General features: G+C 38.7%; 19 protein-coding genes, 1 pseudogene and 1 riboswitch. Of the genes and pseudogenes, 3 read left to right on the top strand and 17 right to left on the bottom strand.

The genetic code is table 11. The features are described 5' to 3' along the window. Positions 1–317: 317 nt before the first annotated feature. Positions 318–1,259, bottom strand: coding sequence for a DHH family phosphoesterase (locus ACIQZI_RS02735; protein WP_062176814.1), 942 nt, complete (start codon positions 1,257–1,259; stop codon positions 318–320). A 179-nt stretch (positions 1,260–1,438) separates the two neighbouring features. Here ACIQZI_RS02735 and ACIQZI_RS02730 point away from each other — a divergent pair, with 179 nt between their 5' ends. Next, positions 1,439–1,783 (top strand): YtpI family protein, encoded by a 345-nt coding sequence (locus tag ACIQZI_RS02730; RefSeq protein ID WP_403069087.1) that lies wholly within the window; start codon positions 1,439–1,441, stop codon positions 1,781–1,783. Between the two features lie 167 nt (positions 1,784–1,950). Here ACIQZI_RS02730 and ACIQZI_RS02725 read toward each other — a convergent pair whose 3' ends face one another. The 3 genes from ACIQZI_RS02725 to ACIQZI_RS02715 all read right to left on the bottom strand — a co-directional run bounded on the left by ACIQZI_RS02725 (position 1,951) and on the right by ACIQZI_RS02715 (position 4,382). Continuing rightward, positions 1,951–3,270, bottom strand: coding sequence for a DRTGG domain-containing protein (locus ACIQZI_RS02725; RefSeq protein ID WP_403069084.1), 1,320 nt, complete (start codon positions 3,268–3,270; stop codon positions 1,951–1,953). Between the two features lie 68 nt (positions 3,271–3,338). After that, positions 3,339–3,572 carry a hypothetical protein gene (locus tag ACIQZI_RS02720; RefSeq protein ID WP_403069081.1) on the bottom strand — a complete coding sequence of 78 codons (234 nt, stop codon included), beginning with the start codon at positions 3,570–3,572 and terminating at the stop codon, positions 3,339–3,341. 126 nt (positions 3,573–3,698) lie between these two features. Next, positions 3,699–4,382, bottom strand: coding sequence for a metal-dependent hydrolase (locus tag ACIQZI_RS02715; RefSeq protein WP_403069078.1), 684 nt, complete (start codon positions 4,380–4,382; stop codon positions 3,699–3,701). Positions 4,383–4,612: 230 nt separating this feature from the next. Here ACIQZI_RS02715 and ACIQZI_RS02710 point away from each other — a divergent pair, with 230 nt between their 5' ends. Continuing rightward, positions 4,613–5,710: a M24 family metallopeptidase gene (locus ACIQZI_RS02710; protein ID WP_403069075.1), complete on the top strand. Its 1,098-nt coding sequence runs from the start codon at positions 4,613–4,615 to the stop codon at positions 5,708–5,710. A 311-nt stretch (positions 5,711–6,021) separates the two neighbouring features. Beyond that, positions 6,022–6,471, top strand: a complete 450-nt coding sequence (locus ACIQZI_RS02705; protein ID WP_403069072.1) for a universal stress protein — start codon at positions 6,022–6,024, stop codon at positions 6,469–6,471. Positions 6,472–6,588: 117 nt separating this feature from the next. Here ACIQZI_RS02705 and argH read toward each other — a convergent pair whose 3' ends face one another. The 13 genes and pseudogenes from argH to ACIQZI_RS02640 form a co-directional block, all read right to left on the bottom strand. Beyond that, positions 6,589–7,962, bottom strand: coding sequence for an argininosuccinate lyase (argH, locus tag ACIQZI_RS02700; protein WP_403069069.1), 1,374 nt, complete (start codon positions 7,960–7,962; stop codon positions 6,589–6,591). Continuing rightward, positions 7,959–9,170, bottom strand: coding sequence for an argininosuccinate synthase (locus tag ACIQZI_RS02695; RefSeq protein WP_062176794.1), 1,212 nt, complete (start codon positions 9,168–9,170; stop codon positions 7,959–7,961). Before ACIQZI_RS02695 ends, argH begins: the two co-directional genes overlap by 4 nt. 205 nt (positions 9,171–9,375) lie before the next feature. Continuing rightward, on the bottom strand, positions 9,376–15,864 hold the full coding sequence (locus ACIQZI_RS02690; RefSeq protein ID WP_403069065.1) for an NPCBM/NEW2 domain-containing protein: 6,489 nt from the start codon (positions 15,862–15,864) through the stop codon (positions 9,376–9,378). A gap of 139 nt (positions 15,865–16,003) precedes the next feature. Further along, positions 16,004–16,087, bottom strand: a riboswitch (cyclic di-GMP riboswitch). A gap of 216 nt (positions 16,088–16,303) precedes the next feature. Then, positions 16,304–16,526: pseudogene (locus ACIQZI_RS02685) on the bottom strand (transposase); the annotation flags it as partial. A gap of 378 nt (positions 16,527–16,904) precedes the next feature. Next, a complete protein-coding gene (locus ACIQZI_RS02680; RefSeq protein WP_403069062.1) occupies positions 16,905–17,747 on the bottom strand; it encodes an EcsC family protein in 843 nt (280 codons plus the stop codon). 387 nt (positions 17,748–18,134) lie between these two features. Continuing rightward, on the bottom strand, positions 18,135–20,552 hold the full coding sequence (locus tag ACIQZI_RS02675) for a heavy metal translocating P-type ATPase (RefSeq protein ID WP_403069059.1): 2,418 nt from the start codon (positions 20,550–20,552) through the stop codon (positions 18,135–18,137). A 77-nt stretch (positions 20,553–20,629) separates the two neighbouring features. Next, positions 20,630–20,836 carry a copper chaperone CopZ gene (copZ, locus tag ACIQZI_RS02670; RefSeq protein ID WP_403069056.1) on the bottom strand — a complete coding sequence of 69 codons (207 nt, stop codon included), beginning with the start codon at positions 20,834–20,836 and terminating at the stop codon, positions 20,630–20,632. A 17-nt stretch (positions 20,837–20,853) separates the two neighbouring features. Continuing rightward, positions 20,854–21,189 carry a metal-sensitive transcriptional regulator gene (locus ACIQZI_RS02665; RefSeq protein ID WP_403072001.1) on the bottom strand — a complete coding sequence of 112 codons (336 nt, stop codon included), beginning with the start codon at positions 21,187–21,189 and terminating at the stop codon, positions 20,854–20,856. Positions 21,190–21,522: 333 nt separating this feature from the next. Then, positions 21,523–22,713 (bottom strand): acetate kinase, encoded by a 1,191-nt coding sequence (locus ACIQZI_RS02660; protein ID WP_403069053.1) that lies wholly within the window; start codon positions 22,711–22,713, stop codon positions 21,523–21,525. A gap of 511 nt (positions 22,714–23,224) precedes the next feature. Beyond that, positions 23,225–24,223: a class I SAM-dependent methyltransferase gene (locus tag ACIQZI_RS02655; RefSeq protein WP_062176776.1), complete on the bottom strand. Its 999-nt coding sequence runs from the start codon at positions 24,221–24,223 to the stop codon at positions 23,225–23,227. A 343-nt stretch (positions 24,224–24,566) separates the two neighbouring features. Then, complete coding sequence (gene tpx / locus ACIQZI_RS02650) at positions 24,567–25,067, bottom strand: thiol peroxidase (RefSeq protein ID WP_403069049.1); 501 nt, start codon at positions 25,065–25,067, stop codon at positions 24,567–24,569. Between the two features lie 260 nt (positions 25,068–25,327). After that, positions 25,328–25,765, bottom strand: coding sequence for a GerW family sporulation protein (gene ytfJ / locus ACIQZI_RS02645; protein ID WP_062176770.1), 438 nt, complete (start codon positions 25,763–25,765; stop codon positions 25,328–25,330). A gap of 27 nt (positions 25,766–25,792) precedes the next feature. Further along, positions 25,793–26,467 (bottom strand): DUF2953 domain-containing protein, encoded by a 675-nt coding sequence (locus ACIQZI_RS02640; RefSeq protein WP_403069045.1) that lies wholly within the window; start codon positions 26,465–26,467, stop codon positions 25,793–25,795. Between the last annotated feature and the right edge of the window lie 343 nt (positions 26,468–26,810).

The raw sequence follows: 26,810 nt of genomic DNA, 5'->3' as shown, positions 1-26,810 counted from the left end.
ATCCTGCGGCAACGTCTGAGTGACCCACATCCTGTGGGCCTCAACTAAACCTTTGAAGACCACAAAGGTAAGTTTCACTGTATCTCACCAATCGGGCTTTTACATAAAAAAGTGAGGCGACTGCCCAGCCCCAACAAGCGTAAGATGGAATGCGGCGTGGCGTAGTTTGCCACAGAGTATTACAGCTTATGACCTCAGACGGGGTAGGATTGGGCAGTTGCTTCTTCGATTCCTCTAAGCCTTGAGGCGGGGGTCTTACTGCCCGTTAATGCGGGATAAGTGGAAAGGGTTAGCTCCTTTTCAAATCATGCACCATCTTAGTGACTATTAAGGACAACCGCTTCTAAGTCGCGAATAACATCTTCTGCTTCATTCCAACTATAAATCGAAGCTCCAGCGGCCATTGGATGTCCGCCACCATTGTAACGCTTCGCAACTCCGTTTATAACGGGACCTTTAGATCGCAGTCGAACCCGGATTTCTTTTTCTTCCTCAATGAAAAATACCCATGCCTTAAGCCCTTTAACCGAGCCTAGCGCGCTAACCAGCAATGAGGCATCAGCCGGCGTTGCATCAAATTGATGTAGAATTTCCTTCGTCAGCACCATTTTCCCAACACCGCTTGTGAGAATTTCAAAATGCTGCAGTACATAGCCGTTCAGGCGAACGATCTTTTCTTCTACATCGTACATTGCTGTAAACAGCTCAGGTCTGCTAAATGCATAATGAATCAGCTCACCTGCGTAGAGGAACGTTTTTTCAGACGTGCTTGGATATAAAAAGCGCCCCGTATCTCCTACCATTCCTGCAAACAGTAATCGGGCAGCTTCATCATTCATTTTCAACCCTTTGTCTTTTCCAAACAAATAAAACTCATAAATCATTTCACTTGTCGAACTGGCACGCGTATCCACCCAACGCAAATCTCCATACTTGTCATCATTCGGATGATGATCGATTTTGATCAATTTGTCGCCTAGACGATAGCGTTTATCACAAATTCGTTCCACATTGGCCGTATCGCATACAATCACAAGCGCACCCTTATAAATATCATCAGATATCGTATCTAATCTTCTTAAATAATTCAGCGATTCTTCTTCCTCACCAACCGTGTAAATATTTTTCTCTGGAAAAGAAGTTTTTAGAATTTCTGCTAGCCCTCCCTGTGATCCGTATGCGTCTGGATCAGGCCGAACGTGGCGATGGATAATAATCGTTTGATATGCTTTTATTGTTTCTAAAATTCCTGCAGTCATTAGATTCTCCTTTATTACCTGTCATGTATGATTTTATCTGTCTTATCCTACTACATCATTTATTCTCTCCATCTAGTCCAAATCCCTTCATTCAGTATGTAGTATAGGGGATGATGGTGGAAATCTAGCCTTGAAACCGTTACAATAAAAGAAACTTTTTTTCTCGGAATAACATTTTAATGAAAAAGCAGAAAATTGGAGGATTAAGACGTATGATAGCACTTGTAGCGATTATTTTGGTTTCTCTTGCTTTTTATGTGTTTTATAAAATAAAAGCATTTCGAACTCGTTTGCCCATGGAAAAGAAATGGCTGAAAGGCAAATCATCCATAGCATTGGGAACATTCGTTGCCACTTATGGAATCAATCAGCTCATTTTGTTTCACACGACTACGACATTTATTATTGGCGCAATTTTTATCGTCATTGGCGGAATAAGCATTTGGGGCGGATTTAAAGTATACAAGCATTTTTTGCCGCTAGCGATTGAAGAAGCAGAGCAAAAGATTAGTACCAGCAATTGAAGGTAGAAAAGGATGTCCCATAACGAAAAGGTCAGACCACGAATTATCATATACAAGTCAAATGAAGCGTAATGTCATTATGAACTGTGTATAGATTGTGTAGTCAAACCCTTTTTAGGACATCCTTTTTTTCTATGGACTTTGATAGCCTACGCTTTTCTTATAAGTTATGACCTATCAAGTAATTGGCATGTCATTATCGCTTTACCGACCAATTTCCCTTCATTGAATACTTCTACATCCACTTTACCGAATTTGCGGCCTACTTCAAGAACACGCGGATGAATCGCTAGCACGCTATCCATTTGAACTGGTTTGATGAAGTAGATCGTCATATTCTCTACGACCAAATCACCCCGTTTATAGCTTCTGAGTGCTCGGTTTGCGGAATCTGTTACGAGTGTTGTAAAAACGCCTGTTGAAATCGTTCCTAAATAATTGGTCATTTGCGGCGTCACTTCATACTGATAGATTTCTTCACCTTTGCCCCCGCTACCATTCATGACAAGCTGACTAGTAATCGTATCATCAATCGTTTCACCGACTTGTGGCTGCCTTTGACTCATTTGCAATGCTTTTAGAACGTCTTGACGAGTGACTATTCCTTGAAGCACATGATGATCATTAACGACAGGTAGTTGTTCGATGCCTTCCCAAACCATCATGTGCGCAGATGAAGCAACACTTGTTTTCATACCGACCGTCATTGGATTCTTCGTCATGACTTTATCAATAGCCACTTCATCTTCTTGTGCCAAAACGTCCTTTGAAGTAATCATGCCTTGCACTTTCATATTAGAGTCCACAACAGGAAATCTACTATGCTTTGTATCTCGATTAAGCTTGAGCCAATCGCTAATTTTATCGCCCATTTTTAAGAAAGTCGTTTCATGAACAGGCATTAAGATATCTTCAACAAGCAGGATTTCTTTTTTTATTAATTGGTCATAAATGGCCCGGTTAATCATCGTGGCCACAGTAAACGTGTCATAGCTTGTGGAGATAATTGGCAGCTGTAGCTTGTCGGCGATCTTCTTCGTATCATCTTCCGCATCAAATCCACCAGTAATTAATACAGCAGCTCCTGCCGTCAATGCTTGATCATGTGCCTGAGACCGATTCCCAACTATTAATAAATCGCCAGGTCCTGTATATCGCATCATCGCCTCAAGCTTCATCGCACCAATCACGAATTTGTTCAATGTTTTATGAAGACCTTCGCGTCCGCCCAATACTTGTCCGTCCACTATATTGACAACTTCAGCAAAGGTCAGTTTTTCAATATTCTCTTTCTTCTTTCGTTCAATCCGAATCGTGCCAACTCGTTCGATTGAGCTGACATATCCTTGGTTCTCCGCTTCCTTAATGGCTCGGTATGCTGTCCCTTCACTCACGCTTAAAGCCTTCGCAATTTGACGTACGGATATCTTTTTACCGACTGGAAGTCCATCTATATGTTTTAAAATTTGCTCATGCTTCGTTGCCACGCTCTTCACCCTTTTCCAAATCTTCCTACTTTCATTATAAGGTGAATGGACGAGCTATTCAAACGCAACTATTGATAATAATGAATTCTTTTTGTTGTTTTCATAGATTGCTTGTGCTTTTTTCCTTTTTTCGGGGAATATAAGATGCCTGTTAAATTCCCGGCAATCGCAAACAAAGCAAACAGCAACCAAGTACCAGCAAACAGTGACTCCAATCCGCCAGCTTGTAGCGAAAGTCTTGGTACCGCATAGTACAGCATAACACCACATAGAAGCAAACAAAGCAATAATCTTTGTTTCATAAAAATCCCTCCCCCCTGTTCCTTACCTACATTGTATGCAAGGCAAGCTCGAAAAAGAAGGAAGGGAAGTTCTAAAACCAAATGTCTCGGCCAAAAAATTATAAAGTGAAACTTTGTTTGAAGGAATTAAAGCTCGATATAATCTCCCGGTTCAAGCACTTTTCCATTGCCTGCATTTAGTAAATCGAGAAACTTCTGCGGATCCTGCTTGATGGGCGGAAACGTATTATAGTGAATCGGCACAACTTGCTTCGCCTGTAAGTATTCGGCCGCCAGTGCTGCATCTTCAGGCCCCATTGTAAAATTATCACCAATGGGCAAAAGGGCAAGATCAATTGGCTGACGTTCACCAATCAACTTCATGTCGGAAAACAATGCAGTGTCTCCAGCGTGATAAACCGTTTTTCCTTCTGCTGTAAACAAGACGCCACTAGGCATACCAAGATATATAATCTGTCCGTCATTCGTGATAAAGCTATTGCTATGAAAGGCAGTTGTCAACTTTACTTTACCAAATTCAAACTCATAAGCCCCGCCAATATTCATGCTATGTGTCCGTTCGACACCTTGTGTGCCAAGGTAATGGACCATCTCAGCTGAACCAATCACAAGTGCATCGTGTTTTTTGGCTAGCTCCACTGTATCACCAAGATGATCCCCATGCCCATGTGTCAAAATGATGACATCAGGATAGACGTCCTCTACTTTTAAATCGGTCTGTCCGTTTCCATTAATAAAAGGATCAAACAAAATCGTCGTCCCGTTCGTTTCGATCTTCACTACTGAATGTCCGTGAAAAGATACTTTCAAAATAAAAACTCCCTTCCTACCTATTCTTATCGACTATTCTAATTTCGCTCCCAAGTCCCTTTCACCTTTTTAAAAATGACTATTCTTTAATAGATGCCCTTATTTCAAGATCGTAAACCTCATTTTCCAAACGACTTTTCCTATTCCAAAATAGTTTACTTTGCTTTTTTTTATTGATAAGGTTTATGAATAGGATTTAATATGATCTTACTACTGGAGGCAATAAAAAGATGAATACAAAATTAACTGAATTAACACAATGGTTACAAACAAGTGGACTGGATGCTGCTTTGATTACGGCACCCGATAATGTGTTTTATTTGAGCGGCTTCTTGAGCGACCCTCACGAAAGACTGCTTGCATTAGCTGTTTTCCAAGAGGCTGAACCAATCCTTGTTTGCCCTAAGATGGAAACTGAAGATGCGAAGCGTTCAGGTTGGGCAGGGGAAATTATTGGCTACACGGATATTGAAGATCCTTGGGAAGAAATCAAACTTGCGGTAGGCCGTCGTTCTGTGAATGTAAAAAGACTGGCCATTGAAAAAGAACATTTAAATGTGGAACGACTAGAAAAAGTCCAAATGATCTTCTCTGTTCCTGAACTAGTAGCCGCTGAAGAGAAATTGCGTGAACTTCGAATGGTTAAAACAGAAGATGAAATGAAAAAAATACGAGAAGCATGCCGTCTTGCTGATTACGCGATCGAAATTGGGGTATCAGAGATTAAAGAAGGCAAAACAGAAATGGAAATCTTAGCTGCGATTGAATATGAAATGAAAAAAGCAGGCGTACAAAACATGTCATTTTCAACCATGGTACTAACAGGTGCCAATGCAGCGTCTCCACATGGAACACCTGGAGCTACGAAAGTTAAGCGCGGTGATTTGGTCCTATTTGACTTAGGTGTTGTCTACGAAGGCTATTGCTCCGATATTACCCGAACTGTTGCATACGGAGACATTTCAGACAAGCAACGGGAAATTTATGAAACAGTTCTAAAAGCAGAGGAAGCAGCGATTGCAGCAAGTAAGCCTGGTGTTTCTTGTGCCGAAATCGATTTAACGGCTCGTAACATCATTCGTGACAAAGGATATGGAGATTATTTCCCACATCGTCTTGGTCATGGCTTAGGAATCAGTGTACACGAATTTCCTTCCTTGACTGAAACAAACCCGCTTCTTTTGAAATCAGGCATGGTCTATACAATCGAACCTGGTATTTACGTACCAAATGTTGCCGGTGTTCGAATTGAAGACGATATTTATGTAACTGAAAATGGCGCAGAAGTGTTAACCAAATATCCGAAAACGCTGCAAATCATTAAGTAAAGTGAAACTTCCATCAGAGGGGCATCCCCCTCTGATGGTTAGTCCCGCTCTACTGTCGCTAAATCTTCGATAAAGCGACACTACGAACCCGATTGGTTCAACTAAACCTTTGAAAACCACAAAGGTAAGTTTCACTGTATCTCACCAATCGGGGATTTACAGGCTGTTTATCCCCACCTATTTATTTCTTGATTCTTTCACAAAAATTTGAGGTGGGGGTATTACAGCCTGTTAAACCGGGATAAAGTTTCTTATTCATTCGATTTTGATCGTAAAGTTCGTCAGGCAATTTGATGAAGGGGGAGATTAATATGACAATGACGTATAAAAAAATTCTAGTTGCGGTAGATGGTTCTAAAGAAGCAGAATGGGCTTTGCAAAAAGGCAGTGAAATCGCTCTTCGTAACGATGCAGCACTCGTGCTAACCCATATCGTGGATGCTCGGAATTTCCCGTCAACTGAAGCCTTTAATAGCCCGATCGGAGACAGCGCTGAAGACTACGCATCTGAACTTTTGAGTGGCTATAAAGAAAGGGCGGAAAAAGCCGGTGTCAAAGAAGTGGCAACAATCATTGAATACGGCTCACCGAAAACGATCATCCCTAAAGATATCGCTATAAAACATCATATCGACCTCATCGTCTGCGGAGCTACTGGATTGAATGCGGTAGAACGCTTCCTAATAGGTAGTGTTTCTGAAAATATCGTCCGCAATGCGAATTGTGATGTTCTTATCGTTCGTACCGATAAAGAAGAATGATGAAAGAGGCTGTCCCATAACAAAAGGGTCAGACCCCACATCAACTATATATCGTTTATACGACTCGTAAATGAGTCAATAAACGGTATATAGAGTGTGAGGTCTGACCCGTTTTTTTTACTTCACTAGCTCTTTCCCTTTTTGAATCGCTAGTTTAACTTGCTCAAATCCTGTTCCGCCGGCGCTGTTACGGCGCTTTACTGCTTCATACGGGTTAAGAGCTTGATAGATATCTTCATTGAACAACTCTGACGCTTCTTTGAACTGATCCAAAGTTAAATCCGCAAGATAGCAACCTTGGTTCACACATGATAGCACTAGTTTACCGACCACTTCATGCGCTTCTCTGAAAGGCATCCCTTTCGCTGCTAAATAATCCGCTAATTCCGTTGCATTAGAGAAGTCGTTTTTCGTTGCCTTCTCCATGACATGGGCATTTACTTTCATCGTGGAAATCATGCCTTCGAAAATTTTCAAAGAGCCGATGACTGTTTTCACCGTATCAAAAATGCCTTCTTTATCTTCTTGCATATCTTTGTTATAAGCAAGCGGCAGTCCCTTCAAAACGGTTAAAAGACCTGTAAGATTGCCATACACACGCCCTGTTTTCCCACGAATCAGCTCAGCCATATCGGGATTTTTTTTCTGCGGCATAATGCTGCTTCCCGTTGAAAAGGCATCATCTAACTCAATAAATTGAAACTCTTGACTAGACCAAAGAATGATTTCTTCGCTAAATCGGGAAAGATGCATCATTAATGTGCTACTGTTACTAAGAAATTCAAGCACAAAATCCCGGTCACTCACGGCGTCCAAGCTATTTTCATAGATTGCGTCAAATCCAAGTAACTCAGCACTATACGCTCGATCGATTGGAAAGGTTGTCCCAGCTAACGCTCCTGCTCCAAGAGGAGAAACATTAATTCGTTTCAAACTTTCCGTAAATCGCTCTTTGTCACGCTGCAACATCCAGAAATAAGCCATAACATGATGGGCAAATGAAATCGGCTGTGCACGTTGTAAATGGGTATATCCAGGAATTAATGTTTCAACATGGCTCTCAGCCTGCTCAAGTAGAGCTGTTTGCAAGGCCGCAATTAAGCTCAAAACATCATCTGTTTGGTTGCGCAGATACAAATGCATATCTGTCGCCACTTGATCATTCCGACTTCGACCTGTATGCAACTTCCCACCTACTGGACCAATTTCAGAAATGAGCATGCTTTCTAGGTTAAGATGAATATCCTCCATCTCTACCTTAAAAGTTAGCTCGCCTTTTTTTGCTTTTTCTTGCAGAGTAAGCAGCCCTGACGTAATCAGGTCTGCATCTTCTCCAGGTAAAATACTGCTTTTCTTCAACATCGCCACATGAGCAAGGCTACCTTGAATATCTTCAAGTACGAGTTCTTGGTCAAACGAGATCGATGCGCCAAACTCATCTACCCATTCTTCAGCAGACTTCGTAAATCTGCCTCCCCATAACTTACTCACACAGTCACCTTCTTGTTTTGATTGGTTACGATACTGCTAACTTTTGTTGGTAGACCCCAAAGCTTAATGAAGCCGACAGCTGCATCATGGTCAAATTCATCGTCCTTCGTATAGGTTGCCAATTTTTCATCATAAAGAGAATACTCGGATTTTCTACCTTCTACGATCGCATGGCCTTTGAATAATTTCACACGCACTGTACCTGTTACCGTTTTTTGTGTGTCTTTTAAAAATGCGGATAATGCGCTTTGAAGTGGTGAGAACCATAGTCCTTCATAAATAAGCTCAGTAAGTTTTTTCTCAATCACTGGTTTGAAATGAGCAACTTCTTTAACTAAAGTAATGTCTTCAAGTTCTTTATGTGCGGTAATTAATGTCATCGCAGCAGGTGCTTCATACACTTCACGCGATTTAATTCCTACTAATCTATTTTCAACATGGTCGATTCGGCCAACACCATGTTTACCAGCTAATGTATTCAATTCAACGATTAAGTCTGCTAGTTTATACTGTTTATCATTCAGTGTAACGGGAACACCTTGTTCAAAACCAATTTCAATTACTTCAGGTGTATCTGGAGTATCTTCAAGTCTTGCCGTTAGATCATATGCACCTTCTGGTGGAGCGGCCCACGGATCTTCCAGTATGCCACATTCATTGCTTCTTCCCCATAGGTTTTGGTCGATAGAGTATGGGCTGTCTAAGTTGATTGGAATCGGGATATCATTTTCAATCGCATATTGGATTTCTTCTTCACGAGACCATTTCCATTCACGCACTGGAGCAAGAACCGTAAGATTTGGATTCAACGCTTGGATCGATACTTCAAAGCGGACTTGGTCATTTCCTTTTCCCGTACAACCATGTGCCACTGCAACAGCATTTTCCATCTCTGCCACTTCTACAAGCTTTTTCGAAATCAACGGACGAGAAAGTGCAGAAACAAGTGGATATTTCCCTTCGTATAACGTGTGTGCTTGAAGTGCTGCAAGTGCGTAATCATCCGCAAACTCGTCTTTCGCATCGATTACATAGGATTTAATAGCGCCTACTTGAAGTGCTTTTTCTTTAATAAAATCCAAGTCTTTTCCTTCTCCAACATCTAAACAACATGCTACAACATCGTATCCTTGACCTTGCAACCATTTTATCGCTACAGAAGTATCTAGACCTCCGGAATATGCTAACACTACTTTTTGATTTGACATGATTGTATCGTCCCCTTTTTATGTGAATAAAAATTCATAATTTATTATTTTTATACATCTCTTAATTAGTACTTTACCAGTTTTAAAAAAAGATTGCAAGCACATTTTAGAGATTGAATTGGGATTTTTCTGAAGATTCGTAAGCGCCAAATAGTGCCCACCTGTTATCAGGGGCACTATTTGGCGCTTACTTTTAAAAGAAATATTAGTTATTATCCACGTAATAAGTTAATTGTATGATCGTATCTTCGTTTAATTTATAAGCAACGACTAGCATATACCATCCTTTATCTTCTTCTGAAAGATCTACTGTAAACTGATCTGCATTTGGTGCAAGCAGTTCGACATCTACATATATTTCTTTATTGGTTTTAGTATGCCTAAGACCTATTTGGTAAGGATTTAGATATTTACCATCTAAGCCCTTCACTACGTTTTCCACTGCCATTACTGGCCCTTTCAAGCTGTCCACTTCAACGATTTGAGGATGCGCGATGACATTCTCTAATTTACTTAGATCTTTTAGTGGTGAGAAATCAGTTATTTTATTTCCGGATATATCCAATGAAACTAAATTTTTTGCATATTGCAAGCCTTCAAGACTCGTTATTCGAGTAGAGGGACAATTAAGACTAGTGAGTGTATACATATCACCTAGCGTTATTTCTTCTGTAAGCCCTAGTGTTTGCTGGATATACGTTTTAAGATTTTTATCTGTTATTGTGATGATTTGATTTAAGTCTATTGCCACTAACGCAGCTATCGCCTGTTTTAGTGCCTCTACAGCTTGATCGATTTCGCCTTGAGTGGCTTGCTTATTGGCAAGAAGTTCTTCCGCTTTTGCTAAGCTAGCGTATAAAGCATCCATACTCCCAGATATATAGCCCTCCGCATTGATAGCTTTCGCTTCTTCAATAGCAGTTGCTAAATTTTGTCTAAAAACTCTATCAGCGTTAGCGAAATATAATTTAGCATCTCCCCATGTCGCATGGTCAGAACCGTTTCCGTTACCGCCATCAGTAACGACTAACTTGAGTTCTTTGGCACCGCTAATATTCACTTCAACGAATTTTTGTGGATCTCTCGAAAGCATTAAACCACTGTCGAATTGATTTTCTCCATCAACAAAAACTTGGAATGTAACAGAGGCAATAGAACCATGCATTTGACGGTCTACACCAACAAATGAAGTGAAGTAATCAGTGTCTTTATCTGTTAAATCATATATGATTGTTGAGTTAGAATGGGCGCCAATACCTTTCTGGTAAGCTTTCTCACTTCCATCTTCACCTGTTAATCGTAAAGTATTGTTACTGATAGATAGATCTTTCACAGGAGCTGTATAGCTGTTTTGAGTAGATTTCCATTCGAAATCAGATAGATAATTGTAATCTTCCATATTTACTACTGAAATGATTCGCTTCTTCGTCAATTCATTGCCGTCACTGTCTACCACTGTGTAAGTAATTTCATATTTACCAGCTCTATCAAAGTTTACTTGATCTTTTCCTGTAACCTTTACTTGAGATGTTAAATCACCATCTTCAGCATCTACTGCTGAAAATTGTTCGTTGATGTCAATAGGATTCCCTACTTTAGTTGCTACTGATTTAGGAATAGTAAGCTTTGGTACACCATTTGAAATATAGTACTTTGCATCAGCAAAGTCAGCATGATCAGATTCATTTCCATTACCAGAATCACTTGCAATCAGTTTTAACTCTTTAATCCCTTGAACAGGTAGTCTCACTAATTTTGCTTCTGTTTGATAATTCATAACGCCACTGTTATAAATTTCTTGACCATCAGCTAATACTTTAAATATAACACTGGATTTACTGTTTTCTACGATATTTCTGTCGACACCAACAAGTGTTTCAAAATAATCATAGTTTTTCCCTTCCAGATCGTATACAATTTCAGAATTTGCATGTGTACCAATCCCTTTTGTAAATTCTTTTGTTTCCCCATTTACAAGTAATTTAATCACACTTCCTGAAGAAGCTTTATCTTTGTTTACATTCTTCCAAGCCGTTTGAGCAGCTTTCCACTCAGTGTCTGTTGCAAATTGCGTATCACTGTATACATAAATTTTTCTTGTAGCTGTAACGAAGTTGTTATCATGATCGGTTACAGAATATTCAACATTGTAAGTACCTGTTTTATTCGTATTAAAGCCATTAGATGCTACTTTGATTTGGACTTTTAAGTCCCCATCTTCTACATCTAATGCTGTAACATCTTTTAGAAGATCAAATTCACTATTTAACTTCACCATTGTAAAGTCTTCAGATATTGTAAGTGTAGGTTTACTAGAAGCTTGAGTAAACTTAGCATCAGCCCATATAGTATGGTCCGCGGCATTACCATTGTTATCAGCATCAGTTGTCACTAACTTCACTTCTTTTGCCCCTGTAACGGGTACTTTCACAAACTCATGTTCCGTGTTTGCTTTAAATACGCTACTATCAAATTTCTTTTCTCCATCAACCCAAACTTCAAAAGTTGCGGATGATGATTGTCCGTTCACTGCTTGATCTATGCCGATATAGCTTTCAAAAAAATCAAAGTTTTTTCCATCAATTTCATACACTAATGCTGAATTAGCATGTATACCGATTCCTTTAGAATAAGTTGCATTAAGGCCTTGTCTAAGTAATGTGATAGTTCCACCAGAAATTGATTTATCTTTCTGTAATGAACCCCAACCAACGCTTACGGATTTAGCAGTCATATCAGAAATATATTTATAATCACTTGTTACTGTAACTTTGATTGTTTTTGTTTCTTTTACACCTTCATTGTTGATTTCATATACAATTTCATAGTTTCCTTTTTTCGCTACATCTACATTATTCGATTTTATCACTACAGCATCTGTAATATCATGGCCATCGTAAGAAATAGCTTTTACATAATCCATTGGATCAAATTTTTGATATAGTTTAAGTGTTACATGTTCTTCAACAGATAATGCAGGGCTAAATGCCTTGATTTCTACTGATTTAAGAGTATGTAATTTTTTATCATAACCAACAATTTTGTAGGTATAATTTTTACTTGTATCTACATTTTGATCGATAAATTGGTCCGCACTAGTAAATGCTATTAATTCATTGTCTCTAAAAATTTCATAACCTAAGAAATCTTCTTGATATGTTTTATCAACTTTAAAAGATAATGTGTTTGTTTTTGCATTCAGGTTTGTATTGATACTTACTGCTACGATTGCCTTTTCGTCTGCTATACCTTTGCCTCCATAATCAACTACACTATTATTTAAGTACCATATTTTACCCGGCTCTGGATACTTGCTAGTCTTCTGTCTTGTTTCTTTACTCACTACAAATCCATGTCTAGCAAAATGTTCACTTAAATCTAAACCTAGTGCTTCAGAAGAGAATTCGACTAAATATTGTTGTTTAGATCTATCTCCATCAGTTAATGACACATTTCTTTCCCGATACATTCCATTCAATTTCCCCCAATAGCCTGGACTATACATTTCTATTTGCCAAAAGACAGCTAGTTTTTCAAAAAGACCTTGGGAATTATAATCTTTTGCATTTTCTTTTAGTACATTTTTATAGATGTTAGCTTCGAAAGGTATTCTGTTATCTACGTTGCCGTAAAATGCTGACATATGTTGCGGTAACATATTATTAGTTACTTCAACATACGTCCTCACTCCCGCATCCATTCTATGACCGATTTCATGAATGACTCCCCATGAACCGCCTTTCTCTTCTATTGGAACCAAGATTGAAGACACAACATCATCAAGAGTTCCAATATGATCCCCAGCTGCGTACATGTATGAATATGGTTGAGCAAGTCTTATATTTTCTCTAATCAATTTAGGATCATGCTCATCACTTCTTGCATCTAAACCATAATATCTAAATAATTCTTCCATAAGACGATTATAAGATTCTATTGTTTCTAACGGACTATACCCATCTTCTATATAGGTTTTGTAAGCACCCGTTGCAGTACCTGTCCAGAATAAATGGTCACTTACGACTTCGACAACATCTAGAACTTCTTGCTCTTTAACATTTGGATGTTTGGCTACATCTTCATCTATTTTCTTCTTATAGTCGATTAAGAATTTTTTGAACTCCTCTACATTTGTATCCTTAGTAGCAAAAGGTACTCTGTCTACACCTTCAAATCTTAATGTAGGAGCTTTTCCTTGTTGTTCTTTCGTATATGGATTCTCGATGTATATAGTTCCACCAGGCGTTACTGCCTTTTTATAATAAGAAGTTTTAGGAACTTCTGGAACTGTTATTACGTTTTTACCGACTTTTAGGTTTACGCTTTGTCTCCAACTATTCCATGCACCTTCTTGTTGTGCAAAAGATAAGCTAGGCAATGGACCATTTGCAACTGCGTCAACATAAACGATTATTTTATCCCCCGGTTGAGCGGCGAGTCCAGTCGGTTGAAGATTGCTTCCAAAACCAAATTTTAATTTCTCATTGGCATGTTGCACCATATTACCATGTTGCTCCGCTTCTATTATTCTTGCCTCAGTAACAATTTCGCCATTAATAATTTTTTTAGCCAAGTCTAATTGCTCTATATAAGTAGAATATAACGGATGTACCTTTGCTTCTTCTACTAATGCGTTGATTCTATCAAGACTATTGAATTCAGGTGCTACCGCAATCATTGTACCGTCAGTAAATAATTTAGACAGTTTATCGTCTAAATTATCTTCCGTATAGAAGGCTAACTCGGATAGTGTTGCCCAATTTTGATTTGATTTCTTGAACTTAAATTTTACTCGCTTAAATGTAGTGGGTTCAAAATTAGCCTCTACTAATCCAGACACCATATTATGTTTACCAGTGGTTACAAGCTCATATGTATCGCCTTTAGAAGTTTTAGAAGCAAATATTTCAAACTCTTCTGCAAAACCTTTTCGATCAGATGGTCTTGCACCATACATAATTCGATTTAGTTTTACTGCTTCTTTAAAGGTTACTTCCACTTCATTTGAGAAATCATTTGAGTTACTTTTATTCGTTTCCCAATATGTAGTTAGATTTCCATCTATTGCATTTCCTATAACAGCACTTGCATAATGACCACCGTTATTGCGAATGCTCTCGATATTTTTATAGTCCATTCTAAATAACTTAGAGTAAGCGTCGTTAGCGTAATGAGCAAATGGCTTCACTATTGCTGTTGTAGCCTCTATTTTTTCTTCGCTCATTAAAGCTTTAGCATTTGTAATAGCTTCTTTGTAATTCTCATAAAATGGGTGGTTTTTAGCATCTTCCTCTAAAGTGGTTAATTTATCTATAGTGTTAAACTCTTCACTGACTTTACTCATAGTATCGTCTGTAAATAATCTAGCTACTTTTTCTAATAATTCATCTTGCTCATATAAACCAAACTCACCAGCACATGCCCAGTTCTCATAGCCTTGCGTAAATACAAATTTCACTCTTTTAAACTCTGTTGGATTAAATCTAAACTCCAAAGAGCTTTGAGTTGCTTTAGCAGTACCACTTGACACGCGTTCGAATGTGTCCCCTTTAGTAGTTCTAGAAGCATAAATCTCAAACGCCTCTGGGAATCCTCTATTTGTACCTCGAGGAGCCATATAAACAATTCTGTTTAATGTAGTTAATGCATCTAATTCCATCACAACCTCATTGATAAAACTCCCTCCATTTTGTTTTCCAGAATGCCACTGTGTAGCTGCATTGCCATCAATAGCTCTTTCTATTGAATTAGTTGCGTATTGACCGCCATTCGTCGTTATTTTTGTAATCTTACTAGAAGGCAATTTATATAATTCATCATATTGTGGAAGTAGATTACTATTAAAATCTTCAAATTTGGATACAATCGTTTCTGCATAGTTTACATCTTTATTTTCAACTAGTAATTTTGCATTCTCTAGATCTTCTTTAAATAAAAGGTATAGTGGATGGTTCTTAACATCTTCTTCTAATTTGTTTATAGAATCAACAGTATTAAACGCTTCATTTACAGTACTTAATGTCTCATCTGTATATAGTTTTTCCATTTTGTCAGATACACGATCTTCTTTATAAAAAAGAAACTCTGATGCACTTGCCCAGTCTTGATTTGCTTTTTTGAATACAAATTTTACTCGCTTAAATTCTGTAGGGGTAAACTGAATTTCTACGATATCCCCCGTAGAACCATTATATTCACCAGAAGAAACTAATGTGAAATCATCACCTGCGTCTGAAGTTGAGCTGTATATTTCAAACGCTTGTGCAAAACCTTTACCTTTCGCACTTGATTGACGGGCAGCGTATACAATTCTATCTAAAGTAGTCGTTTCGTTGAAATGGATAACAACCTCATTAGTGAATGTGGAACTATTAGGTCTACCAGTTTCCCAATGTGTATTCATATCGCTATCTATCGCCTTTTCAATAGGAGAACCTGAATAGTTTCCACCATTGTTTGTTATAGATTTGATATTCGTGTTAGACATTTTAAACACTTCATTGTATGCATTTAACATGTCTTTTCCATACAAATCAAATTTACTAACCGATGCAGAACTGGAATTTTTAATACTTCCATCTACAGCAGTCGTGACAACTTGTCCATGTGGATTTTCGTTCGCTAAAACATCAATTGGACCACAGACTAAGTTTAAAGCCATGGCTATTGCTGTTGCAATTGCAACTACTCTCATACACATTTCCTCCTGATGAATACATTCCTAAGAAGTACATTAAAAAAGCTACTCAAAAAGAGTAGCTTTAATTTACATAAAGTAAAAATAAAAAATGATTTTTTTTTAATCCTTACTAAACAAAAAGTATAATGAACTCTTCGGCAACTGGCTGACATAGTAATAAACTTTAGTCCCTATAGCTTTGCGTCCCTAAATTTCTTTAGGTTTGCCTATTCTATTTTTATATTTCAAACAATAACATAAGTACATTTATTTACTATGATCCATTAGCACTATATTTTACTATCTCTCTTCCAAGTAATATGGCGAGTTTATCATAGTTAAAAAATAAATCTATCTAATTTAACAGTTGATATGGATTATCTATTCCAATATCATAATTATATGGTACGACGGTCCGTTGCTTGAACTCACCGTTTCGATCACATGGAATCTAGATATTTATATCATAGTACTCTGTGTGCAACTTGCGTGAATACAAGCTATTGCGTGAAATGCCTAAATTGAAGCCAATTCAATCATATTTTTCTTAATCTAAAAAAGCCGTTAGTTTTGTCGCCAGCAGCGTATTGTCAGCTGTTTCTAAATGAGCACGAAAAACTTCTGTAATATTTTGTTTTTTCTAGAGCCTCGACTAATAATGTTGTAAACTGATGCATAAGGAAATCTCTTTTCTAGGATGGGTTGTGACTTAATTCAACCAAGAGATGGTCTTCCTTCATTGTCATCTTATTCATTTACACAAAATATTTTATACTTTCAATTTACTAAATGAATTAGATTTTACTATCGTTATATGAAAAATATAATAATTTTAACATAAATTCATAATTACCCTTAAAATAATTTAATCCAAAAAATAAGCTGTACATCCCATTTCTCTTAAGTAGTCATTATTGTTATTTGCATATTCGCTCACAAGATTCCTTTCATAAAAAAACAAATGTTTTCATAATTCCCTACATACTTAAACAGGACACATAGCTGTAAATAAGCTCGTGTCCTGTTTAAAGGATGCCTTTCATTACGATATAGTGTCATTCATTGACTACTCTCTTTTTCTGTAAATAACGATATTGATAATATTTTTGCGCGAATTCACTCACTTGCCGTGTCATTCGGTAATTAGAACCCGCCCCAATTAGCATGCTAAGCAGTGGAACACCTTGGATCTGTTTTTTTCGAAACATGGTAATCGCTCCGGCCTTCAGCAACTGCTTTAAAGGTTGCTCCATCCAAGTAATGTTTGTTAAATCCTCGCTTCCTTCGTAAAAATATTCTTCACCATCTTGATGCGTTTCATTAATTAATTCCTGCCATGCAACCCCTTGAAGGCGTCTCGGCATATTGCCCATATGAAAAACCTTGAGGGCCATCATCATTTCAAACGGAGTATTCACTTCAAAGCCGTACGTCATGGCTGTCAACTGAACAACACGAACATTAATAAACGTCATCGCTGGAATATCGCTTCCTAACAGAATAAGACCGCCTGACCCACTTGCTCCACCTTGGGCAAATGAATACAGTCTATGTCTCGCGATTTGCTGTGTCGCTATGTAATTCAATTGATCAATGGGTAAAAGGTTCATATCAGCAATCTTTTCGACTTCAGAATTATAAACCCGCGCTGCTTCTAAAATTCTGTCTCTAGCATCCATCTGAATCTGCGAACTTTGCACCAATGCATGTAAATGAAAGAGCATTGTATCCATTTTCGCAAAAAAACGTGTCCGAGCATCTTCAGGAAGCAAGGAAAAGCTTTGTTCAAGCCATTTATCATACATCACTGTTAAATCTGTCGGCTCGTATTGATAAAGCTTTTGCTCCCATTCGCCTATTTCATTCCAGACTTGAATTTCCCGATTTGTCATGCCCATTTTCTAACCCTCCTAAAAAGCCTTTGATCTCGCATTAACGGGCAGTAGCCTCCCCCTCATATCTTAGAGGAATCGAAGTAGCGCGTAGTCAGGCGATAACTGCCCGTAAAAGCCCGATTGGTTCAACTAACAATCAGTGGGATAAAGCTCCCCACTGATTGAAGTTTCACTTTATATTGGCTGATTCTTCCTATTAGTATAACACAGAGGACTTACATGGCTAGAATGCAAACAGAGGAGATCTAATCAAATTTCAGGTCGCACAACGACTATTACAGCCTTCAATGTTCTGGGAGTTGTACCAGAGACCCAACCATGCCGAGCACACGATTAGAGGCATTGGTATGAGCACCAATGCCTCTTAAAAGTGAATCAAATGAACATTTTTTAAAGTTTTACTCTTTGTAGACGGAGTGCATTTAAGACGACCGAAACAGAGCTGAATGCCATAGCGGCACCTGCTAACCAAGGGGCCAACAGTCCGATTGCTGCAATCGGGATGCCGAGAGTGTTGTAAGCAAAAGCCCAGAACAGATTTTGTTTAATATTCCTCATTGTTTTCCGGCTCATAAGAATGGCGTCTGCGATGCTATTCAAATCTCCGCGAATCAAGGTAATATCTGCTGCTTCCATGGCTACGTCTGTTCCTGTTCCAATCGCCATACCAATATCCGCAAGTGCAAGAGCAGGAGCATCATTAATTCCATCTCCAACCATGGCCACCTTATTGCCTTCAGCCTGCAGTTTTTTCACTTCTTCCGCTTTCCCTTCTGGAAGTACTTCGGCAATAACCTGGTCGATCCCCACTTGTTTACCAATCGCCGCTGCTGTACGTTGATTATCACCCGTTATCATAATGACTGCAATATCCATCTCTTTGAGCCGTTTGATGGCTTTTTTAGAAGTATCTTTAATCGTGTCAGCGACCGCAATCATGCCTGCATATTGGCCATCAATGCTAGCAAGCATGGCCGTTTTCCCTGTTCCTTCTAATTCTTCCATCATCGATAGCGCTTGTTGAACATCCACTTGATGTTGATTCATAAGCTTCCGGGTCCCTACTAGGATTTCTTTTTGATCAACGATCGCTTTTACTCCATAACCTGGGACTGCTTCAAATTGCTGAACGATGCCAAGTGCTATCTCTCTTGTGTGAATTCCTTGAACAATTGCTTCGGCCAGTGGATGTTCCGATTGTTTTTCAGCTGCGCCAATTAAAGATAGAAATTGCTGTTCAGCTACTCCATTTTCGACGATAATATCGGTCAATTCTGGTTTACCATTTGTAACGGTCCCTGTTTTATCTAAAATAACCGTATCAATATGATGAGTCGTTTCAAGATGTTCCCCGCCTTTGAATAGAATACCGAACTCTGCAGCACGACCAGACCCAGCCATAATCGAAGTAGGGGTCGCAAGTCCAAGTGCACACGGACAAGCGATAACAAGAACGGCAATTAACGCTTCAAGGGCTGGTGTAACCTCTCCTGGATTGACCCAGATGATCCAAACGAGAAAGGTTAAAACGGCGATGCCAACAACAATTGGCACAAAAATACCTGAAATTTGGTCGGCAAGTCTTTGAATTGGCGCTTTCGATCCTTGTGCATCTTCTACGACTTTAATGATTTGTGAAAGTGCTGTATCCCTTCCAATCTTTGTGGCTTTCATTTTTAGAAAGCCATTCTTATTCAATGTTGAACCAATCACAGGATCTCCCAGGCTTTTATCTACGGGAATACTTTCCCCGGTTAACATCGATTCATCGACAGCCGAGTTTCCCTCGATTACTTCTCCATCTACTGGGATCTTTTCACCAGGTTTCACCAAAAGCGTATCTCCTACAATCACTTCTTCAAGTGGTATCTCAAGTTCTTCTCCATTTCTTACCACTAAAGCGGTTTTCGCTTGCAGTCCCATTAGTTTTTTAATTGCTTCAGAAGAACGTCCTTTTGCTTTTGCTTCGAAAAGCTTCCCTAAAAGGATTAGCGTGATGAGTATGGAACTAGTTTCAAAGTATAGTTGTGCTGTATGGGGGTTCCCAATCGAGATGATTGCCTGATAGACACTGTAAAAATAAGCGGCTGATGTACCCATTGCGACTAATACATCCATATTGGCGCTTTTATTGCGCAAGGCCTTATAAGCACCTATATAGAACTGCTTACCAATAATAAATTGGACGGGTGTTGCGAGCGCCATTTGTACCCAAGGATTCATGAGAAAATCCGGCAGGTAAATGAACGATGTAAAACTGAAGTGGCTGACCATCGCCCATAACAACGGGATTGACAAAATAACGGAGACGATAAATTTTCTCTGCTGTTTTTGGATTTCTTTCTGGCGATAGTCTACAGCATCCTTGTTGTTGTCCTTGATCATCGCCCCGTATCCTAGCTTTTCCACACGCTGAATAATATCACCTGGGGAAGCCTGGGAGGGATCGTATTCAACGGTCGCATTTTCAAGTGCCAGGTTAACATTCGCCATGGATACGCCATCCATTTTATTTAATCCTTTTTCGATTCTAGTTGCACAAGCAGCACAGGTCATTCCAGTGATAACAAACTCTTTTTTCTCTTTTACTACATCATAACCGAGATCCTGTATTTTCTTTTCAAAATCTTGTGCACTCACCTTTTCTGCATCATACCTTACGACTGATTTTTCAAGAGCCAAATTAACATTGGCCTCTTTTACACCGTCTATTTTCTTTAACCCTTTTTCAATTCTTATTGCACAAGCAGCACAGGTCATCCCGGTAATCTGCATACTGGTTTCTTTTAATTGTAATGGGTTTTTCATTTGATTCTCACCTCTTTATACCACCTAGGGGTATAATATATTGTAAAAAAGAAGTGCTATAAAAGCACTTTGATAATTTATTCAACATCATATCCTTGATCATCGATTGTTTCTTTGATTTTTTCAAGCGTTACTGTTTCATGATCAAATGCAACATCTACTTTTCCTGTTTCTAAATGGACTTTTACTTCAGCAACACCAGCAAGCTTTCCTACATTTCCCTCAACAGCATTCACACAGTGACCACATGACATTCCAATTACATTCAATGTTACGTTTTCCATCTTTATTCACTTCTCCTTTACTTTTTCATTAATTTTTGTATAGTTACTAAGACCTCATCGATCACTTCCGCATCACCCTCATTAAGCCGGTCGATTACACAAGTTTTTAGATGGCCTTCTAATAAAATTTTCGCCACACTATTAAGGGCACTTTGAGTGGCGGCGATCTGGGTAATGACGTCATCACAATACGTATCCTTCTCAATTAGCCCTTTAATCCCGCGAACTTGACCTTCTATGCGATTTAACCGGGTGGTTAAATTCTTTTTTACTGTATCAGAATGATGACTTTTTCTAGCATGAGTTGGGGTCACGCAACATTCATCCTCAATTAGATGACCATTTTCTTGCATTTCATTTTCCATCTCTTCCCCTCCTTAAACACATAATACCATACCCCCCTACCCTATGTAAAGAGAGATGATTTTGTTACTAAAAACAGCATCACTCTCCCATTTTATTCCCGCTTATTAGATAGAAGAAGGGGTAAGTTAAAACGTAGCGACTCCTTTTTATGGTTTTCTTTTCATTCTTTCCGATTATAAATCTAAAAATACCCTAAGGAAACAAACACAAAAAGACCTCCTTTCATACTTAATTAAATAAGCATAAAAGAAGGTTTGGGTAGAAAAATGGTCGTGGTTATTCTGACCACTCAATTTTCAGTATTCAATTGTAAATATCACTTATTTTTTCGCGATGCGTTGCACATCACGGGCGATCATAACTTCTTCATTGGTAGGGATAACCATTACCTTAACAGGAGAATGCGGGTAGTTAAGGAATGCTTCTTCTCCGTGTGTTTGGTTTAAAGCAGGATCCCAATATATGCCCATAAATTCAAGACCATGTAGGACTCTTTCACGCATCATTGAACTGTTCTCACCAATACCTGCCGTAAAGATGATTGCATCCACACCACTCATTCTTGCTGCATATGAACCGATATATTTATGGATTCTGCCAGCAAAAACTTCAAGTGCCAATTCTGCACGTTCATTGCCTTTTTCAGCTTCAATTTGGATATCACGTAAATCACTTGAAAAACCTGAAATAGCAAGCATTCCACTTTCCTTATTCAGAACATCAAGAACTTCATCCGCTGTTTTCCCTGTTTTCTCCATGATATAAGGAATAAGAGCAGGGTCAATATTTCCAGAACGCGTCCCCATCGTTACTCCTGCAAGCGGTGTGAATCCCATTGAGGTATCAATCGATTTTCCACCTTTAATAGCAGCAATACTTGCACCATTTCCTAAATGGCAAGAGATTAAGCGCAGTTGTTCAACTGGACGCCCAAGCATTTCTGCTGCACGTTCTGTCACATATTTATGCGAAGTCCCGTGGAATCCATATTTTCGAATGCCGTATTCTTTATAATATTCATTTGGCAAACTGTATAAATAAGAGCTTGCAGGCATTGTTTGATGAAATGCCGTATCGAAAACGGCAACAGCTGGCACATTTGGAAGCGTTTGTCGGAATGCACGAATTCCAGTAATGTTAGCTGGATTATGAAGCGGCGCTAAATCAGAAAGTACTTCAATTTGAGCTAACACTTCATCTGTAATTAATACAGAATCTGTAAAAATTTCTCCACCATGGACAACTCGGTGTCCGACGCCATCAATTTCATCATAAGAAGAGATGATTTTATAATTAATTAGTTTTTCTAATAATAATTTTACAGCCACTTCATGGTTCGGGATATCCAATGTTTCAGTGATTTTCTCATCATTCACTGAAATAACAAAGACTGAATCCTTTAATCCAATTCTTTCCACAAGACCTTTCGTGATAACTTCCTCACTTGGCATGTCAAATAATTGAAATTTCAATGAAGAACTGCCTGCATTTATCGCAATAACTTTAGACATTATAAAGCCTCTTTTCTACACGTATTTACAATGATCACTTAAGAACAAATGCTTCTTTTCTCATTTAAGCATTGAATCAAGGAGCTTTCAAGAGCGAGCCATCCATAGAGCGCTTACAAAAAAGAAGAAAATGTATTCAGATTTTTCTCTAAAAACAGCTATAAGCAGCTGATCCCTACTAAAACGATGAAAAAGGTTCAGGTTCTAAAAATTACCTCACCTTATGAAGGTGGCTTTGCTGTGCTGATTATGTGAAGTCCCGCCCCATATCCTTCATACAAAACAAACGAGGAAATATACGTATTTCCTCGCCAGTAATTAGAAAAGCGTAAGCACCTTTTTGGGAACTTAGACTAAGGTCGTACGTTCTGTAGCGAGTGCGGGAGTCCTACAAGCAAATGCTCCCCACCCAAAAAGTCATGTATGGACTGTTTGGGTGAAGAACATTTGACCTAAACCGGCTCTACTTGCTTAACATCAAAACTCGTTTTAAACATACTCGCTTATTCTTTTATTTTGCCGTTTGTTTTTCTTGACGAAACCACGTATCAATTTGGTCCATGATGGATTTTGTCGCAACAGCGTCGGATAATTTTGGCAGTTGGACTAGCAAGGCTTCTTTTGGTGCATGTAGTCCTTCTTTATGCTTCTGTAAAATCAAAATACTTTTCGCTGATTGCTCGTTTTTAAACATGGAAAGAGGCAATTGTACAAGCCCTTGAATATGCGTGTGTTTTTTTAAAAACTCATTTAATTTAGGGGCTTCTTCCGATAAAAAGAGATTATTCGGAACGATAAAGAATGTGTATCCCCCATCCTTCAAATGCATAATACTTTGCTCAATAAAGAGATGATGCGCATATGAATGCCCTTTGTCAGCAGCAAGCATATACTCACTAGCTCGCACATCATTTGGATAATAGCCTATTGGCAAATCACTCACCACTACATCCGCTGGGTCAATAAATAGCGGCTCTAGGCTATCTTGGTTAAAGAACTGAACTTCATGTTCTTGTAAATTCGCTCCTGCATATGCAAGTCTGATCAGCGTTTCATCCACATCAACTCCATAGGAAGCGATGTTTTTGTCTGTAAGATAATTGAGGATGGTGTATAGTAAATTCCCCGTGCCAACAGCTGGGTCTAACATCGACAATGTAGCTTGTTCATTCGTAAACTTCCCGATTAAATAACTGACAAATATCCCCACAGCATCAGGCGTCATTTGATGGTTCGGCTGGATATTTTCTTTCATGCCCTTTAGAATGGCTAATTGATAGGCTTTCCGAATTTCTTCTTTCTGATTCTTATCGAGCGTAAATTCTTGATAGTGTTTCATTAATCTTTTTTGTGATAACTCACTAATTTCTTCCTGTAATACTTTGCCGTGAAATAAATTTTCTCCTGTTTCACCAAGGGCATCTAAATACGTACATGATAGCTCTTCTTGTAATATTTGAGCTGTTTCATCAAAAATATGGAATAATTCTTCTATCGGGGCAAATTTCAAAGTATACTTCCTCCTGTTTCATTCTCGTGTATTATTCTAAAACTCTTGAACTAGAGACACAAGCGCCACGGCTTTTTTACATAGTTTTTCTACAATATTATTTTAGAATTCTATTCTTGGCTCATTTGCATGAGAACGCATTTAAAAAAAAGAGACAAAAATCAATATTATCATATAACTAGCCGTTTAATATAGAAATGGGGTTCATCAATGGGGAATGTCAAATCAAGAGGCTGAATTATAATGAAAGGGTCAGACCCCACATCTACTATCTATCGTTTAAAATGCGAACATGACGCAATAAACGGTGTATAGAGTGTAAGGTCAGACCCTTTCTGAGACATTATTTTGCTGCTTTAGCTGCTTCAATTGCTGCTGTGTAGTCGGGATGTGAAGTACCTTCACTCACATATTCAACATATGTTACTTGATTATTGCTATCAATAACGAATACAGCACGAGCAAGCAAACGAAGTTCTTTCATAACAACACCAAATGCAGTACCAAATGAAAGGTCTCTGTGATCGGAGTATGTATGAACATTCTCAAGACCATTTGATGCACACCAGCGACCTTGTGCAAACGGAAGATCTACACTGATTGTTAACACTTTTACTCCAGCCACTTTCGAAGCTTCTTCGTTAAAGCGTCTTGTTTGTGCATCACAAACACCAGTATCGATGGAAGGAATTACACTAATAATACGGACAGAACCATTAAGATCACTAGCTTTTACTTCTGAAAGATCATTTGCTAATACGGTAAAGTTAGGTGCTTGATCGCCTACCTTCACTTCTTCACCTACAAGTGTGATCGGGTTGTTCTTAAATGTAACAGTTGCCATTAATAATTCCTCCCTTTAAGCTTTATGTACTACTGTTTAATGATAGATTGTTCCACCTTATTTTGCAATTGTTTAACATTACGATCACATATTAGGGGTGTCCAAAATGCAAAGGGCCAGACCCCGCAACAACTAAATACAGTGTGAGATACGTGTATGAAGCACGACATACTGATTTAGAGCACGAGGTCAGACCCTTATGAGACACGCCTACAATCCAAATATTCTTTTACTCTTGTTTAATGGCAACTAGCCATTCGTTAAATACCTAAATCATCTAATTTTTGCGGGGGACTTTTTGGGTTGCTCTGTTCATTTTTGGACAGCATCGATTGAATTTTTTCGCAAACAGCTGGAGCTAAATCGAGAACCTTTTCAAGTAAATGTGTACCTTGATCAAGGTGTAGCATTTTCACTCCATGTGAACCAACGATGAGAAAAGCAATAGGTGTAATGGAAACACCGCCGCCACTTCCACCGCCAAACGGTTGACTACCTCCAGAATCGCCTTTCTGGCCACCATCCATCATAAACTCACTTCCGCCTGTTGCAAAGCCGAAGCCAACCTTTGACACTGTTAGAATAACACTGCCATCCGGCGTCTCAACTGGATCACCGATAATTGTATTTACGTCTACCATTGCTTTAAGATTTTCCATTGCGGCTGTCATCAAGCCTTGAATCGGATGATCTGACATCTTATTTCCTCCACTCTACATCAATTTCTAGTTTGAATCTTTTGCTACTTGTTCGGAAGAAAATTTTACCTTTCCACCTTTCCAGTAGCGGAATATTTTGATTCCTGCCACAATAGCATGTCCGATTCGAAACTCAACTATGCAAAAAAACGAGGTACTCGCTGCTGGTTTCGCATAATCAGGAGTGATCGTGTAATTCGGCATTTTTTTAAATCTCATGTAGTTGCTTAACAGCCCGATAATCGATCCTTTCATAGCATATGATCCACCAACGCAGATGCCGGTTAATACGGCATCTCCTGTGCCGATTAGACTATGCCATTGAAATGTTTTAACCTTCACTTTACGTAGAAATTTACGGACTAGTATATGGAATCCAAATACATGTTTAATTAACTTCTTCATATTTTCAAGACTATTAAGCATTTCTTCAGCTGTGAAATCTTTTACAGCCTCTTGTCCAGCGTTATTTGCATCGATGCTTTTTTCTTCTTTATAAACAATGGCTGCGGAATCTTCAGCTACTTTAATAACTGGAATCTTTATCGTATAACGGATAATCCCGCCCCAGGCACGTAACTTCAGGCGAAAGTGGTCATCTTTCTGTATATGGGAGTATATAATATGGATTTTTATTTTTGTCATAAAAATAAGAATGAATATAAATAGGAAGATTGCGATTACTAAGATAAACCACTTCATAGGTTCACACCCTTTCAACTTCTCATTGTGGTCGTATATGCAAAAAAATAAACCTGCAGGATAAAATCCCACAGGTTTATTTTTATTTATCGCCGATTAACGGGCACCTTCCGCTTTTATTGTTGTCTAGCTACAGGCGCCATCGGCTCGAGGTCAGAAGTCAATCAATCTGATGGGGAGAAAGACACTCCCCATACAGCTTGCTCGTCTTCTGCTTGTCGCCGATTAACGGGCGCCTTCCGCTTTTCTTGTTGTCTAGCTACAGGCGCCATCGGCTCGAGGTCAGAAGTCAATCAATCTGATGGGGAGAAAGACACTCCCCATACAGCTTGCTCGTCTTCTG

The organism is Peribacillus sp. NPDC096379, assembly GCF_044762875.1.
Taxonomy (GTDB): Bacteria; Bacillota; Bacilli; order Bacillales; family DSM-1321; genus Peribacillus.
Note: the sequence above shows the minus strand (reverse complement) of the source record. Positions and strands in the feature narration are given on the sequence as shown.